At 70.1% G+C, this 14,977-nt stretch carries 13 protein-coding genes; 7 read left to right on the top strand and 6 right to left on the bottom strand.

The window, feature by feature from the left end; all coding sequences use genetic code 11:
- Positions 1–64 precede the first annotated feature (64 nt).
- Together OG285_RS29830 and OG285_RS29835 are read right to left on the bottom strand one after the other, a co-directional pair.
- The gene (locus OG285_RS29830; RefSeq protein WP_371792714.1) at positions 65–1,006 is read right to left on the bottom strand and encodes an RluA family pseudouridine synthase; all 942 of its coding nucleotides are present in this window, start codon (positions 1,004–1,006) and stop codon (positions 65–67) included.
- 170 nt (positions 1,007–1,176) lie between these two features.
- A complete protein-coding gene (locus OG285_RS29835; protein WP_371792715.1) occupies positions 1,177–1,809 on the bottom strand; it encodes a fasciclin domain-containing protein in 633 nt (210 codons plus the stop codon).
- Between the two features lie 278 nt (positions 1,810–2,087).
- Here OG285_RS29835 and OG285_RS29840 point away from each other — a divergent pair, with 278 nt between their 5' ends.
- From OG285_RS29840 to OG285_RS29860, 5 genes are all read left to right on the top strand, one after another.
- The gene (locus OG285_RS29840; protein ID WP_371792716.1) at positions 2,088–3,359 is read left to right on the top strand and encodes an NAD(P)/FAD-dependent oxidoreductase; all 1,272 of its coding nucleotides are present in this window, start codon (positions 2,088–2,090) and stop codon (positions 3,357–3,359) included.
- On the top strand, positions 3,356–4,078 hold the full coding sequence (locus tag OG285_RS29845) for a DUF1365 domain-containing protein (protein ID WP_371792717.1): 723 nt from the start codon (positions 3,356–3,358) through the stop codon (positions 4,076–4,078). The genes OG285_RS29840 and OG285_RS29845 overlap by 4 nt, the downstream gene beginning before the upstream one ends.
- Positions 4,079–4,146: 68 nt before the next feature.
- Positions 4,147–5,385: a class I SAM-dependent methyltransferase gene (locus OG285_RS29850; RefSeq protein ID WP_371793650.1), complete on the top strand. Its 1,239-nt coding sequence runs from the start codon at positions 4,147–4,149 to the stop codon at positions 5,383–5,385.
- Complete coding sequence (locus OG285_RS29855; protein ID WP_371792718.1) at positions 5,382–6,689, top strand: class I SAM-dependent methyltransferase; 1,308 nt, start codon at positions 5,382–5,384, stop codon at positions 6,687–6,689. The genes OG285_RS29850 and OG285_RS29855 overlap by 4 nt, the downstream gene beginning before the upstream one ends.
- Entirely contained in the window at positions 6,686–7,492 is an 807-nt protein-coding gene (locus OG285_RS29860; RefSeq protein ID WP_371792719.1) for a DUF1295 domain-containing protein, read from the top strand. Before OG285_RS29855 ends, OG285_RS29860 begins: the two co-directional genes overlap by 4 nt.
- Before the next feature lie 86 nt (positions 7,493–7,578).
- Here OG285_RS29860 and OG285_RS29865 read toward each other — a convergent pair whose 3' ends face one another.
- From OG285_RS29865 to OG285_RS29880, 4 genes are all read right to left on the bottom strand, one after another.
- Positions 7,579–8,334: an anti-sigma factor gene (locus OG285_RS29865; protein WP_356829541.1), complete on the bottom strand. Its 756-nt coding sequence runs from the start codon at positions 8,332–8,334 to the stop codon at positions 7,579–7,581.
- Entirely contained in the window at positions 8,331–8,915 is a 585-nt protein-coding gene (locus OG285_RS29870; RefSeq protein ID WP_356829539.1) for a sigma-70 family RNA polymerase sigma factor, read from the bottom strand. The genes OG285_RS29865 and OG285_RS29870 overlap by 4 nt, the downstream gene beginning before the upstream one ends.
- A 242-nt stretch (positions 8,916–9,157) precedes the next feature.
- Positions 9,158–10,000 (bottom strand): siderophore-interacting protein, encoded by an 843-nt coding sequence (locus tag OG285_RS29875; protein ID WP_356829537.1) that lies wholly within the window; start codon positions 9,998–10,000, stop codon positions 9,158–9,160.
- 62 nt (positions 10,001–10,062) lie between these two features.
- Complete coding sequence (locus OG285_RS29880; RefSeq protein ID WP_356829848.1) at positions 10,063–10,968, bottom strand: 5'-3' exonuclease; 906 nt, start codon at positions 10,966–10,968, stop codon at positions 10,063–10,065.
- 229 nt (positions 10,969–11,197) lie between these two features.
- On the opposite strand from OG285_RS29880, the gene OG285_RS29885 reads away from it, so the two are divergent.
- Positions 11,198–12,274, top strand: a complete 1,077-nt coding sequence (locus tag OG285_RS29885) for a glycine betaine/L-proline ABC transporter ATP-binding protein (RefSeq protein ID WP_356829535.1) — start codon at positions 11,198–11,200, stop codon at positions 12,272–12,274.
- Positions 12,267–14,897 carry an ABC transporter permease/substrate binding protein gene (locus tag OG285_RS29890; RefSeq protein ID WP_371792720.1) on the top strand — a complete coding sequence of 877 codons (2,631 nt, stop codon included), beginning with the start codon at positions 12,267–12,269 and terminating at the stop codon, positions 14,895–14,897. Before OG285_RS29885 ends, OG285_RS29890 begins: the two co-directional genes overlap by 8 nt.
- The last annotated feature ends 80 nt before the right edge of the window (positions 14,898–14,977 follow it).

Raw genomic sequence — 14,977 nt, forward strand, 5'->3', positions numbered from 1 at the left:
TCAACGCGGTACGGCCGTACGGCCCCCGCAGGGATCGCTCCCTGCGGGGGCCGTACGCGTCTGCTCAGCGGCCCGCCGCCCACTCGTCGTACGCCGTCCAGGCCAGGAGCGAACGCCCGCTCTCGAAGCGGTGCTCGGCGCCGGTGACCGGATCGGTGAACTCCAGTACCCGGGCCAGCAGTTGCAGCGGCCTGCGGAAGTCGTCCGGTGGCGGGTCGGTGACCACCGGGAAGAACGGGTCGCCGAGGAGCGGGACGCCCAGCGCGTTCATATGGACGCGCAGCTGGTGCGTACGGCCGGTGACCGGGGTGAGCCGGTAGCGGGCGAGATCCCCCCTCTGTCCGGCGAGCTCGATCCGCGTCTCGCTGTTCGGTTCCCCGGGTGTCTCGAAGGCGGCGACGATCCCCGGCACCTTCTCGATGCGGCTGCGGGAGACGTGCGGCAGTTCAAGACCGGCCCGGTACGGGGCGACGGCCTCGTACACCTTGCGCACCTTCCGGTCGCGGAACAGCGTCTGGTACGCACCGCGCTCCCCGGGCCGCACCGAGAACAGCACGAGGCCAGCGGTCAGCCGGTCGAGCCGGTGGGCGGGGCTCAGTGCGGGCAGCCCGAGGTCCCTGCGGAGCCGTGCCAGCGCGGTCTGGGTGATGTGCCTGCCCCGCGGGGTGGTGGCCAGGAAGTGCGGTTTGTCCGCGACGACGATGTGTTCGTCGCGGTAGCGCACAGCGATCTCGAACGGCACGGGCACCTCAGCGGGGAAGTCCCGGTGGAACCAGACCGAGGCACCCGGCAGATACGGCGTGTCGGCCAGGACCGGCCCGTCCACCCCGACGAACGCGCCCTCCCGCAGCATGGCGTCGACCTCGGCGGCACCGCCCGGCAGCCGCTCCGCCAGATGTTCCCTGACGGTGGTCCACACTCCGTCCACGGGAAGCCTCAGCCGTACCGCGTCGATGCCCTCGCGCTGGGGCAGGGGGCCCGGGAGCCGGGAAGTCTTGCGTCTCATCGTGGCTCAAGGGTACGAGCGGCGGGGCGAAGGGCACACACCCCGCCCCGCCATACAGACACTCCGTGGCCCCGCCCCGCGCCCGCGCACGGCGCGGGCCGCCGCAGCAGATGTGCGGCGGCCCGCGCCGTGGGACGCTTGAGGCGGTGCGTGTACCGGCTCCGATGCGCTTACTTCGGCATCAGCACCGAGTCGACGATGTACACCGTGGCGTTGGCCGTCGGGACGTTGCCGCAGACCACGTTCGAGGCGTTGTTGACCTTGTACGAGACGCCGGAGCCCGAGGTGGTGAGCTTGCTCTTCTCCAGCGTCGGGTAGCTGCCGTTCTCCAGCATCTTCGGCGTGAGCTTCTGGCCGACGACGTGGTACGTGAGGATCTTGGTGAGCATCGCCTTGTCGTTGAGGACCTTGTCCAGCTGGGCCTTCGGGATCTTGTTGAAGGCGTCGTTGGTCGGGGCGAACACGGTGATGTTCTTGGCGTTGTTCAGGGTGTCGACCAGGCCGGCCTTCTTGACGGCCGTCACCAGGGTGGACAGCGCCGGGTTGTTCGAAGCGGCGGTGGCCACCGGGTCCTTGGCCATGCCGTTGAAGCTTCCCGCACCGTTCTTGGGGACCGTGGCACAGCCCGGGCCGAACGGCTTGCTGGTGTCCATGGCGTTCGACTTGGTCGCCGCCGCCGAGGGCTTGTCCGCCTTCGAGTCGTCCTTCTTCGAGTCGTTGGACGAGCACGCCGAGAGCGCCAGGGGAAGGGCGACCGCGCCGACGACGGCGAGCGTGATGCGGGGGAAGCGGGTGGTGCGCATGGGGTTCTCCTCATGGAAAGGGTTGCTCAGAACGTCTGCAAGGGATGGGGCACCAGCGGAGAGAGCCGCCGACACGCAGCGCGTCGCGCAGCGGGTGTTCTGTCCAAAAACCCGGTGCGGCCGCATCTCTCCGAAGTGCACTCACGTCGGCTATTCGGGCCAGGTGCGGTCGCGGATTGGTCTGTCATCCGATCGTGTGACGGACCAATCCGGGTGGACTCCGGCTGCGAATACCTGGTGAGGGGCGGTGCCCGACATCACTTACCGGAGGGAGCGGCATGGCGGACCAGAGGCGTCGGACGGCCGTGGTGGGAAGCGGGATCGCGGGGCTGACCGCCGCGCATGTCCTGCGGCGCGCGCATGAGGTCTCGCTGTACGAGGCGGACGACCGGCTCGGCGGCCACGCGCACACCCACGACATACCGTCGGCCGACGGCCGCGTGCACGCCGTCGACTCCGGGTTCATCGTCCACAACCAGCGCACCTATCCGCAGTTGCTGCGGCTCTTCGCCGAACTCGGCGTCGAGACGCAGGAGTCGGAGATGAGCATGTCGGTGCGGTGCGAGGGGTGCGGCCTCGAATACGCCGGTGCGCGCGGCCTCTCCGGGCTCCTCGCCCAGCCGCGCAACGCCTTCCGCGGCCGCTATCTGCGGATGCTCGCCGAAGTGCCGCGCTTCCACCGCCTGGCCCGGAAACTGCTGGCGGCCGGCGAAGGCGCGGAGACACTGACGCTGGGGGAGTTCCTCGCCCGAGGCGGCTTCTCGCCGTACTTCACCGCGCACTTCATGACCCCGCTGGTCTCAGCTGTCTGGTCCTGCGACCCGGTGACCGCGCTGGGCCACCCCGCAGGACCGCTCTTCCGCTTCCTGGAACACCACGGTCTCCTCTCGGTGACCGGGTCCCCGACCTGGCGCACGGTGACCGGCGGTTCGCGTACGTACGTCGAGCGGGTCGGCAAGGAACTCACGGCGCTGCACACCTCGACCCCGGTCCGCAGCGTGCGGCGCGTCTCCGGCGGCGTCGAGATCACCACGGACGACGGGACGACCGAGCGGTACGACTCGGTGGTCATCGCCGTCCACCCCGACCAGGCGCTCGCCCTGCTGGCCGACCCGACCGAGCAGGAGAGCAGCGTCCTGGGAGCCTTCCGCTACTCCCGCAATCCCACCGTGCTGCACACGGACACCGCGATCCTGCCGCGCAGCCCGCGGGCCCGCGCCTCCTGGAACTACCTGATGCCGCAGTGCGCCGCCGGTGCGGACCGCGTCCGGGTCAGCTACGACATGAACCGCCTCCAGCGCCTCGACGCGCCGGAGACCTATGTCGTCACACTGAACGGCGCCGACCGGATCGCCGACGACCGGGTGCTCGACCGCATGGTGTACGAGCACCCCGTGTTCAGCGTCGATTCGGTGGCCGCCCAGCGCCGGCTCCCCGCACTGAGCGGCCCGGTCACCGCCTACGCGGGGGCGTACCACGGCTCGGGTTTCCACGAGGACGGCTGCCGTTCGGGCGCCGTCGCCGCACAGGCGCTGGGGGTGACCTGGTGAACGCCGTCTACCCGGCCACGATCACCCACGTGCGGACCGCGCCGAAGCGGCACACCATGCACCACCACACCTATATGTGGCTGATCGACCCCGACACGCCGCCCCGGCTGCCGCGCGGGCTGCGTCCCCTCGCCCGGTTCGACGCCCGCGACCACTTCGGCGGGGGCGACCGGACCATCCGTGCGGGCCTGGAGAAGTTCCTTGCCGCCCGTGGTGTGGATCTCGGCGGCGGCAGCGTCCTGATGCTCGCCCACGCCCGGGTGTTCGGCCACGTCTTCAATCCGCTGACCGTCTACTGGTGCCGTGACGCGGACGGCCGGCCGCTGTGCGTCGTCGCCGAGGTGCACAACACCTACGGCGAGCGGCACTGCTATCTGCTGCGCCCCGACCCGGCGGGCCGCGACGTCGTACCGAAGGAGTTCTACGTATCGCCGTTCTTCCCCGTGGACGGCGACTACCGGATGCGGCTGCCCGAACCGGGCGAGCGGCTGAGTCTCGCGGTACATCTGGAACGCGACGACGCGCGTCCGTTCACCGCGACCGTACGGGGGGAACGCCGGGCCGCCACCCCGGCCGTTCTGCTGCGGTCGGCGCTCCGCCATCCGTGGTCGACCATGGCCCTCTCCCTCGGGATCCGGGTACATGGCATCTGGCTGTATCTGCGCGGGCTGCCCGTCCAGCCCCGCCCCCGTCATCTGCCCCAGGAGGGCGTGAAGTGAGTGTGTCCGTCTCCCCGGCGTCTCCCGGATCCACAGGATCTCCCGGGCCCGCCACCCCCTCGACAGCACTGCCCCGCACCGCGGTCGACGCCGAGCGCTGGCCGGACGTCGCCCGGCTCCCGGACGCGTCCTGGCTGCGCACCGCCATCGCGGAACGCATCGTCCGCCGGGCGCTCGCCGGACTTCCGCTGCGGGTCCGCCTTGCGGGCGCCGAGACACTCGGACTCGGGGGACCGCTGCTCGACGTGCAGGATCCCGAGGCGTTCTTCCGCCGGATCGGCGCGGGCGGGCTGATCGGCTTCGGCGAGTCCTGGATGGCGGGCGAGTGGGCGGCCGCCGACCTGGTCGGAGTCCTGACCGTGCTGGCCGAACGGGCCGCGAGCCTGATCCCCGCGCCGCTGCAGAGACTGCGCACCGTCTGGGCCAGGAAGCAGCCGGTGGCCCAGCGCAACACACCCGAGGGCTCGCGCGAGAACATCAGCCACCACTACGACCTCTCCAACGACCTGTTCGCGCTCTTCCTCGACGAGACGCTCTCCTACTCGGCGGCGCTCTTCCGCGGCTTCCCCGCCGACCGGTCGCTGCTGGCCGCCGCCCAGCACCGCAAGATCGACCGGCTGCTCGACGAGGCCGGGGTGGGCCCCGGCACCCGACTCCTCGAAATCGGCACCGGCTGGGGCGAACTGGCCGTCCGGGCCGCGGCGCGCGGCGCCAGGGTGCGCACCGTGACGCTCTCCAGGGAGCAGCGTGAGCTGGCCGTGGAGCGCATCCGCGCCGCCGGGCACGAGGACAGTGTCTCGGTGGAGATCCTCGACTACCGCCGGGTGGAGGGCAGTTACGACGCCATCGTGAGCGTCGAGATGATCGAGGCCGTCGGCGCCGAGTTCTGGCCCGAGTACTTCACGACCCTGGACCGGCTGCTGGCGCCCGGCGGGAGGATCGCGCTCCAGGCGATCACCATGCCGCACGAGCGGATGCTGGCCAGCAAGGACACCTTCACCTGGATCCAGAAGTACATCTTCCCCGGTGGTCTGCTGCCGTCGACCGAGGCGATCGAGCAGATCACCACCGAACACACGGAGCTGCGCGTCCGGCGGCGCGAGGAGTTCGGACCGCACTACGCCGAGACCCTCAGACTCTGGCGCGAACGGTTCGAGGAACAGGCCGACGAGGTCGGGGCACTCGGCTTCGACCAGACCTTCCGACGGCTGTGGACCTTCTACCTCGCCTACTCCGAAGCGGGCTTCCGCTCCGGCTATCTCGATGTGCAGCAACTGCTGCTCGCCAAGGAGGAGACCCCCCGATGACGCGCCTTCAGACCCGGACCGGCGCCGCCCAGCAGCTGTTCCCCCTGGCCGAACAGTTCCTCGGCGGCCGCCTTCCGCTGCGCCTGCGGGCCTGGGACGGCTCCACCGCGGGCCCCGACGGCGCACCCGTCGTGGTCCTGCGCTCCCGCCGGGCACTGCGCCGGCTGGTGTGGCAGCCGGACGAACTCGGCCTGGCCCAGGCCTACGTCACCGGCGAACTGGACATCGAAGGCGACCTCGCCGACGGCCTGCGCACCGTGTGGAGCGCGGTCCGGGCCCGCGGGCTGCGCCCGCCGCGGCTCACCGTCGCCGACCGTGCACGAGCGCTGCGCACCGCGGTGCGGCTCGGCGCCGTCGGCCCGCGCCCGGCTCCGCCGGCCGCCCAGGCCAGGCTGCGCGGCGCGCTGCACAGCAAGGCGCGCGACCGGGCCGCCATCAGCCACCACTACGACCTCTCCAACGACTTCTACGCCCTGCTGCTCGACGAGACGATGGCGTACTCCTGCGGCTACTGGACCAGCGACAAGCCCGAGTACGGCGCGGCCGACGCCCAGCGCGACAAGCTGGAACTGATCTGCCGCAAGCTGGCGCTGACCCCCGGTGCCCGGCTGCTCGACATCGGCTGCGGCTGGGGATCGCTCACCCTGTACGCGGCGCAGGAGTACCGGGTGAAGGTCACCGCGGTCACCCTGGCCGCTGAGCAGGCGGAGTACGTCAGGCGCCAGGTGGTGGAGCGCGGGCTGACCGACCTGGTGGAGGTCCGGCTCTCGGACTACCGCGACATCACGGGCGGCGACTACGACGCTGTGTCCACCATCGAGATGGGCGAGCACGTCGGCGACGAGCAGTACCCCGGCTTCACCGCCACGCTGTTCGGGATGCTCCGCCCGGCGGGCCGCGTGCTGGTCCAGCAGATGTCCCGCGGCGCGGTCGCCCCGGGCGGCGGCGCCTTCATCGAGGCGTACATCGCACCCGACATGCACATGCGCCCGCTGGGTGAGACGGTCTCGCTCCTTGAGGGCGCGGGTCTTGAGGTACGGGCCGTGGAGTCGATCCGCGAGCACTACACCCGGACGGTCGGCGCCTGGGAGCGGACGCTGGAGGAGCGCTGGGAGGAGTTCCGCGCCCTGGTCGGTGAGGAGACCGCCCGGGTGTGGCGGCTCTATCTGGTGGGCGGGCGGCTCGCGTTCGAGGAGCGCCGGATGGGCGTGGACCAGATCCTCGCCGTACGGCCCGACGACAGCGGCGACAGCGCGATGCCCGCCACCCCGCACGACTGGTACGCCGAGGACGCCCGCCGGTGAGCGGCTATCCGTGGGGCGCCTTCGGACAGGGGGCCGGCGCGGCGGCCGCCGCCGCGCTCGCGGTCATGCTGCTCACCTTCGCCATCGCGGTGGCGAAGGGACTGCACCGGATCGTCGACATCGCCTGGGGCCCGGCGTTCGCTGCGGTCGCGGTCGTCTCGTACGCCGTCTCGGCGGGGGAGGGCGGCGACGGGGTACGCCGGCTCGTGGTCACCGCCCTGACCGTGATCTGGGGGCTGCGGCTCGGCGCCCACATCGCGCGGCGCGGACGCGGCCACGGAGAGGACGCACGCTACGAGGCGATGCTCGCCAAGGCCCCGGGCAACCGGGACCTGTACGCGCTGCGCATGGTCTATCTGCTCCAGGGAGCGCTGGTCCTGCTCGTGTCGCTGCCGGTCCAGGCCGCGCAGTACCTGCCGGGGGCGATGGGGCCCGCCGGGTACGCGGGCTGCGCGGTATGGCTGGCCGGTCTGCTCTTCGAGGGTGTGGGGGACTGGCAGCTGGCCCGCTTCAAGGCCGATCCGGCTCACCGGGGGCGGATCATGGACCGCGGCCTCTGGTCCTGGACCAGGCACCCGAACTACTTCGGCGACTTCTGTGTCTGGTGGGGGCTCTTCCTGCTCGTCTGCGACGATCCGGTGGTGGCCGCCGCGACCGTGGTGAGCCCGCTCGTGATGAGCTTCCTGCTGATCGGCGGAAGCGGGAAGCGGCTGCTTGAGCGGCACATGGCCGACCGGCCGGGCTTCGCCGAGTACACCGCGCGGACCAGTGGTTTCTTCCCGCTGCCGCCGAAGCGGAGCTGACACGGGAGCCCGGAGCGGCGGAACGTGAAGGGGGGAGCACGGCCGACCGGCCGGGCTCCCCCCTTCACGTCTTCAGCACCGCCCGGTCAGGTCGCGAACTGCATCAGCGCGATCGGGTCGGTCGTCGGCGCCTTCGAGCCACCGGCCGGTTCGACCGTGATCCCCATGCCCGCCGCGCCGTCCACGGAGCCCTTCATGAGCACGCTCTCCGACGAGGACGAAGGATTCAGCAGACCGGCGGAGCGCATCGTTCCGTTGTCGTTGAACCAGAGCTGATAGACCTTGCCGCCCGGCGGCTTCGCCAGCCCCGAGGTGAGGAACGCCGCCTTGTCCTTGCTGTGCGATACGACCACCGTGCCGGTCGCCCCGCCCTTCAGCTTCCCCGTCGTGACCTTGGCGTCCGGTGCGGCGAGCACCGCGGCCAGTGCCCGCGCCTGCTGCTGCGACTGCGCCGCGCTGTTCCTGGCGTCACCCGCCTCCTGGTGCTGCCACACCGCGACCCCGCCGAGACCGACGGCCGCGGCGAGACAGGCCGCCAGCGCGAAGCGCGAGAGCGCACGCCCGCCGCGTACGGTGCCGCCACCGCCGCGGTGCTGCTGAGGCAGCAGCGGGGCGTCCTGGCGCTCGGTGGCGATCCTCCGCAGGACCTCCTGTTTGAGGGCGGGGGGCGGGGTCACCGTGACGGCGAGCGCCAGCCTGCCCGCCGTCGCCACCAGCTCACGGACCTCCTGAGTGCAGGCGGGGCACGCCTGGAGGTGCTGCTCGAATTCGGCGCGCTCGTCGGGTTCCAGCGCGTGGAGTGCGTAGGCGCCGGTGAGCGTGTGCAGATCCGCTGTCATCATGCGCTGACCCCCAGGCAGTCGCGCATCCGGATGAGTCCGTCGCGCAGTCGAGTCTTGATGGTGCCGAGCGGTACGGAGAGCAGCTCGGCCACTTCCCGGTAGGCAAGGCCCCTGTAGTACGCGAGTGTCACCGACTCGCGCTGCACCTCTGTCAGGGATCCCAGACAGCGGCGTACCTGCTCCCGTTCGAGCCGGGACTCGACCTGCTCGACGACCTCGTCGAACGCCGGTGTCCGGTCGAGCAGTGCGGCCCGGTGCTCACGGTCCGAAGCTGCCTGGGCCGAGCGCACCCGGTCGACTGCCCGGCGGTGGGCGAGCATCAGGACCCAGTTCATCGCCGATCCCCGGTCGGGCTGGAAGCGTGCCGCGCTGCGCCACACCTCCAGGAGCACTTCCTGGGCCACCTCCTCCGACTGCGCGGGATCGCGCAGCACCGCGCGCACCAGGCCGAGAACGGGGCCGCACACGGAGTCGTACAGACGCGAGAAAGCGTCTTGGTCGCCGCGGGCGACCAGGGCGAGCAATTGCTGCAGATCAGGTCCCGCCGAAGCGGCTCCGCTGATGTGCACGGCTTCTTTCACGCGAGATTCCTCCACGGTGCGGGCAGGCGGCATACGGGTTCTCGCTGGCCATTCGGAGCGGGTGGGGCGACGGATTGGTCAGACGTGCGAATGGTTCCGGATTCCTCCCGCGGGTCCGGGATTCCCCACGATCGTGCCGCACCCGGACGACCGGTGTCCCGCCCGGCTGACCGGTGTCCCGGACAGCGGGAAGCCCCGGCCGCGAGCGCACGCTCGCCGCCGGGGCTTCTCCGGGGGGCGGGTCAGCCCGCCTGCTCCTGCTCGGCCTCCACCTGGGCGTTCCACTCGCGCTTCACCGCGCGCCAGGTCTCGTCGTTCTGCCCCAGCCGCCAGTAGCCCGAGATGGACAGCTGCTCGCGGGGGATCCCGCGGTCCAGCCGCAGATGGCGCCGCAGCTCCTTCACACAGCCCGCCTCGCCGTGCACGAAGGCGCTGACCTCACCGGCCGGGAAGTCCAGTGCCCGCACCGCGTCGATCAGAGCCTCGCCCGCCGGGCGTGCGCCGCGGTGCAGCCAGCGCACTCCGACGCCGTCCGGCGCCGCGATCTTCTGCTCCTCGTCGGGGCCGGACACCTCGACGAACGCGTGCACCACCGCGCCCGCGGGCATCCGCTCCACCGCGGCCGCGATGGCGGGCAGCGCGCTCTCGTCGCCCGCCAGCAGGTGCCAGTCGGCGGCCGGGTCCGGCGCGTATCCGCCGCCGGGGCCGAGGAAGCGCACCGTGTCGCCGGGCCGGGCGCCGGCCGCCCACGGACCGGCCAGCCCTTCGGTGCCGTGCACGACGAAGTCCACCGCCAGCTCGCGCAGCGCCGGATCCCAGGACCGCACCGTGTACGTCCGGGTGACCGGCCACTGCTCGCGCGGGAACTCCTCGCGAATCCGGGCCATGTCGAACGGTTCCGGATAGCTCACGCCCTCGGGCGGGAAGAGCACCTTGATGTAGTGGTCGGTGAACTCGGATGCGTCGAACGCGTCCAGCCCCTCACCGCCGAGGACCAGACGGACCATGTGCGGGGTGATCCGCTCGGTGCGGACCACCTGCGCCTCGCGGGCCTGCGGTGTCTTACGGGCCGGTGCTTCCGCCACGGACAGCTCCCCTGATCGTGATAGTTAGGCTCACCTAAGTTAGCACCCCGGCCCCGGACAGGTCAGCCCCGCAGCGTGGAGAGCAGCCGCTGGAGCGAACCGCCCAGGCCCCACAGGGCGCCCTGCTGTTCCAGGGTGGCGGGATCGCGCGGTTCGGCCGGCAGGGCCGGGTCGAACGGCGGCAGCGGTACGTCGGATGCCACCCGCACGACCTTCGGCGCCACCGCGACATAGGGGCGCGCCTCGTCCAGCTTCCTGCGCTGCGAAGGGGTGAGCCGGGACGCCGGGTCGTCGACCGCGGCCATGATCCCGGCCAGATCGCCGAACGCGTCGAGCAGCTTCGCCGCCGTCTTCTCGCCGATCCCGGGGACACCGGGCAGCCCGTCGCTCGGGTCGCCCCGCAGCAGCGCCAGGTCCACATAGCCCTGGCCGGTCACCCCGTACTTCTCACGCAGCAGCGCCTCGTCGGTCAGCTGCAGGTTCCCGACGCCCTTCAGGGGGTACAGCACCCGGACGCCACGGGCGTCGTCGACCAGCTGGTAGAGGTCGCGGTCCCCGGTGACGATGTCGACGGGCCCGGTGGCCCGGCCGGTGAGCGTGCCGATCACGTCGTCCGCCTCGTACCCCTCGACGCCCACCCGGGCGATACCCAGGGCGTCGAGCACCTGCTCGATCATCGGCACCTGCGGGGCCAGCGTGTCGGGGGTGTCCTCCTCGTCGGGGCCCTGCTCGGTCTCCCGGGCCACCCGGTGCGCCTTGTACGAGGGGATCAGGTCCACCCGCCACTGGGGGCGCCAGTCCGCGTCCATGCAGGCGACCAGGGAGTCCGGGCGGTGGTCCTGCACCAGCCGGGCGATGAAGTCGAGCAGCCCGCGGACGGCGTTGACCGGGGTGCCGTCCGGAGCCCGTACCGTGTCGGGGACCCCGAAATAGGCCCGGTAGTAGAGGGAAGCGGTGTCGAGGAGCATCAGGCGTCGCGTCACCCTCCGATCATGCCGTACGCCACTGACAGCCCAGCCGAAGTGAGCTGAGTCACTCTTCTGTTTAGGGCGCATAAAGGCGGGCAGGCGCCGCCGCGGAGCGGAACCAGTAGCAGATTCAAGTATTGCGAGGGTGAAGCGGACCGATCCCGCGCCGCTCCACGACCCGTCGACACGGGGGTGACGGGTCGTTTTCGTTTCAACGCGTGAGGTGTATGTGTCCAGGCTGCAAGCCGACCGCTTGTACAAAGTGTTCGGCAGACGACCCGATGAAGCCGTGCAGAAACTCGAGAACGGCACCGGCCGCGATGAGCTGCGCGGTGAGGGGACGACTGCTGCGGTCATCGACGCATCCTTCACCGTCGAGCCGGGCAACATCTTCGTGGTCATGGGTCTCTCGGGATCCGGCAAGTCCACGCTCCTGCGCATGCTCAACGGACTCCTTGAGCCGACGTCGGGCCGGGTGCTCTTCGACGGCGAGGACCTGACCGCCCTCAGCGACAGCGCGCTGCGCGAAGTGCGCTCGAAGAAGATCAGCATGGTCTTCCAGCACTTCGCGCTCTTCCCCCACCGCAGTGTCCTGGAGAACGCGGGCTACGGCCTGGAGGTCCAGGGAGTGCCCCGCGCGGAGCGCGACAAGCGCGCGGCCGAGGCCCTGGAGATGACGGGTCTCGCCGGCTGGGAGAACTCCTGGCCCGACGAGCTGTCCGGCGGTATGCAGCAGCGTGTGGGCCTGGCCCGCGCGCTCGCCACCGACGCGGACCTGCTGCTGATGGACGAGTCCTTCAGCGCGCTCGACCCGCTGATCCGCCGCGACATGCAGGACCAGCTGCTCGAACTGCAGAAGCGGCTGAAGAAGACGATCGTCTTCATCACCCACGACCTCAACGAGGCCATGCGCCTCGGCGACAGCATCGCGGTCATGCGCGACGGTGAGATAGTCCAGCTCGGCACCGCCGAGGACATCCTCATCACGCCGGCCAACGACTACGTCGCCTCCTTCACCAAGGACGTGGACCGCACCCGGGTTCTCACCGCTGCGGCGATGATGACCGACGCCGACCGTCCCGACGCGGGCGAGTGCGGCTGCGAGACCGTCACCCCCGACACCTCGTTCGCCGACCTGTGCGGCGTGAGTGCACGCGTCCCGCACCCGGTGGCCGTGAAGGACGCCCAGGGCAAGCTGGTCGGTGTCGTCCAGCAGTCCCGTCTCATAGGATTCCTCGGCGAGTACGCCGAGGCCCCGCTGGCCTGCGACGCAGCCCCCAAGAACAAGGCGGTCGCCAGTGCCTAGGTTCCATTTCGGCGACTGGGTCGAAAATCTCGTCAAGTGGCTGCAGGATCACGTCGGCTGGCTCTTCGACGCGATCAACAGCGTTCTCACGAACATGTTCGACGGCGTCAACGCCGTGCTCGGCGGCGGTGAACCGCTGCTGATGGCGGGCATCTTCGCCGTCCTCGCCTTCTGGCTGCGCGGTCTGGTACCGGCGGTACTGACCTTCGTCGGCTTCGCGCTCATCGATTCCCTCGCCCTCTGGGACGACGGGATGGAGACGCTGTCACTGGTGATCGTCGCTGCCGTCATCACGATCGTGATCGCGGTACCGCTGGGCATCTGGGCGGCGCGCAGCGCGAAGGTCGGCGCCGCCGTCCGCCCGGTGCTCGACGTCATGCAGACGATGCCCGCCTTCGTCTACCTGATCCCGGGCGTCATGTTCTTCGGCGTCGGGGTCACCCCCGGCGTGATCGCCACGATCGTCTTCGCGATGCCCCCGGGCGTCCGCATGACCGAGCTCGGCATCCGGCAGGTCGACGGTGAACTGGTCGAGGCCGCCGAGGCCTTCGGCACGTCCCCGCGCAACATCCTGCGCCGGGTTCAGCTGCCTCTCGCGCTGCCGACGATCATGGCCGGTGTCAACCAGGTCATCATGCTCGCGCTCTCCATGGTCGTCATCGGCGGTATGGCCGGTGCGGGCGGTCTCGGTGAGAAGGTCTACGCGGCCATCACCCAGCTCCAGGTCGGTCTCGCCGCCGAGAGCGGTGTGGCCGTGGTCATCCTCGCCATCTACCTGGACCGGATGACCGGCGCCCTCAACCAGCGGGTCTCCCCGCTCGGCCGCCGGGCCGCCGCGAAGGCGGCCACCATGGCCCAGAAGTGGAGCTTCACGCACTACCGTCCCGGCACCACCGTCGCCGTGATCGGCGTCGTGATCCTGGGGCTCGTCGCGGGCGGCATGAACCTCGGCTCGGCCTCCGACAGCAAGGGCTCGTCGCAGGCGGGCTCCGACGTCGGCCACGGCAAGCAGATCAAGATGGGCTACATCCCCTGGGACGAGGGCATCGCCTCCACGTTCCTGTGGAAGGAGCTCCTGGAGGAGCGCGGCTACACGACCGACGTCAAGCAGCTCGACGCCGGCCCGCTCTACTCCGGTGTGGCCCGCGGCGACATCGACTTCCAGACCGACTCCTGGCTGCCGACGACGCACAAGGACTACTGGAACAAGTACAAGTCCCAGCTCGACGACATGGGCAAGTGGTACGGCCCGACGTCGCTGGAGCTCACCGTGCCTTCGTACGTCAAGGGTGTGAAGTCCCTGGCGGATCTGAAGGGCAAGGGCAAGGAGTTCAACGGCAAGATCATCGGTATTGAGTCGAGTGCCGGTGAGATGGGTCTGCTGAACAAGAAGGTCCTGAAGGCCTACGGGCTGCAGGGCGAGTACAAGGTGGTGTCGTCGAGCACGTCGTCGATGCTGGCCCAGCTGGACCGCTCCATCAAGAAGAAGGAGCCGGTCGTCGTGGTGCTGTGGTCGCCGCACTGGGCGTACGGCAAGTACGACCTGACGAAGCTCAAGGACCCGAAGGGTGCCTGGGGCAAGAGCGACTCGATCCACACCGTCGCGCACAAGGGCTTCGACAAGAAGGACCCGACGGTCGCGAAGTGGCTGAAGGACTTCAAGCTCTCCGAGGGCCAGCTGACCAGCCTGGAGAACGCGGTCCAGGGCGCGGGCGAGGGGCACGAGCAGGACGGTGTGCGCGCCTGGCTGAAGAAGAACCCGGACATGGCCAACAAGCTCGCGCCGGTCGCGAAGGGCGCGGGCGCCCCGCAGAAGGGCAAGGACGCCGGCAAGAGCGTCAACCTGGGCTTCTTCCCGTGGGACGAGGCCATCGCCTCCACGTACCTCTGGCAGAACATCCTGGAGGACCGCGGCTACAAGCCCAACGTCAAGCAGCTCGACCCGGGGCCGCTGTACACCGCGCTGGCCCAGGGCCAGGAGGACGTGCAGTTCGACTCCTGGCTGCCGACGACGCACAAGCAGTACTGGGACAGATACAAGAACAAACTCACCGATGTCGGCTCCTGGTACGGGCCCACATCCCTTGAGCTGTCCGTGCCTTCGTACGTCAAGGGTGTGAAGTCCCTGGCGGATCTGAAGGGCAAGGGCAAGGAGTTCAACGGCAAGATCATCGGTATTGAGTCGAGTGCCGGTGAGATGGGTCTGCTGAACAAGAAGGTCCTGAAGGCCTACGGGCTGCAGGGCGAGTACAAGGTGGTGTCGTCGAGCACGTCGTCGATGCTGGCCCAGCTGGACCGCTCCATCAAGAAGAAGGAGCCGGTCGTGGTCGTGCTGTGGTCGCCGCACTGGGCGTACGGCAAGTACGACCTGACGAAGCTCAAGGACCCGAAGGGTGCCTGGGGCAAGAGCGACTCGATCCACACCGTGGCCCGCAAGGACTTCGGCAAGGACCTGCCCGAGCTGAACGGCTGGCTGAAGAAGTTCAAGCTCAGCGAGGACAAGCTCAACTCCCTGGAGGTCGCGATCCAGGACGGCGGTGCGGGCAACGAGAAGAAGTCCGCCCGCAAGTGGCTCGACTCCAACCCGGGCCTGGAGGACAAGCTGGCGCCTGTCGGCAGCTGATCCGACCCTCCCCGAAGGGGTCTTCCGCGGAAGGCTCTCCCGCAAGGGGTGGGCAACGCCACCGGCGTTGCCCACCCCTT

Origin of the sequence: Streptomyces sp. NBC_01471 (genome assembly GCF_041438865.1) — a bacterium.
Taxonomy (GTDB): domain Bacteria; phylum Actinomycetota; class Actinomycetes; order Streptomycetales; family Streptomycetaceae; genus Streptomyces.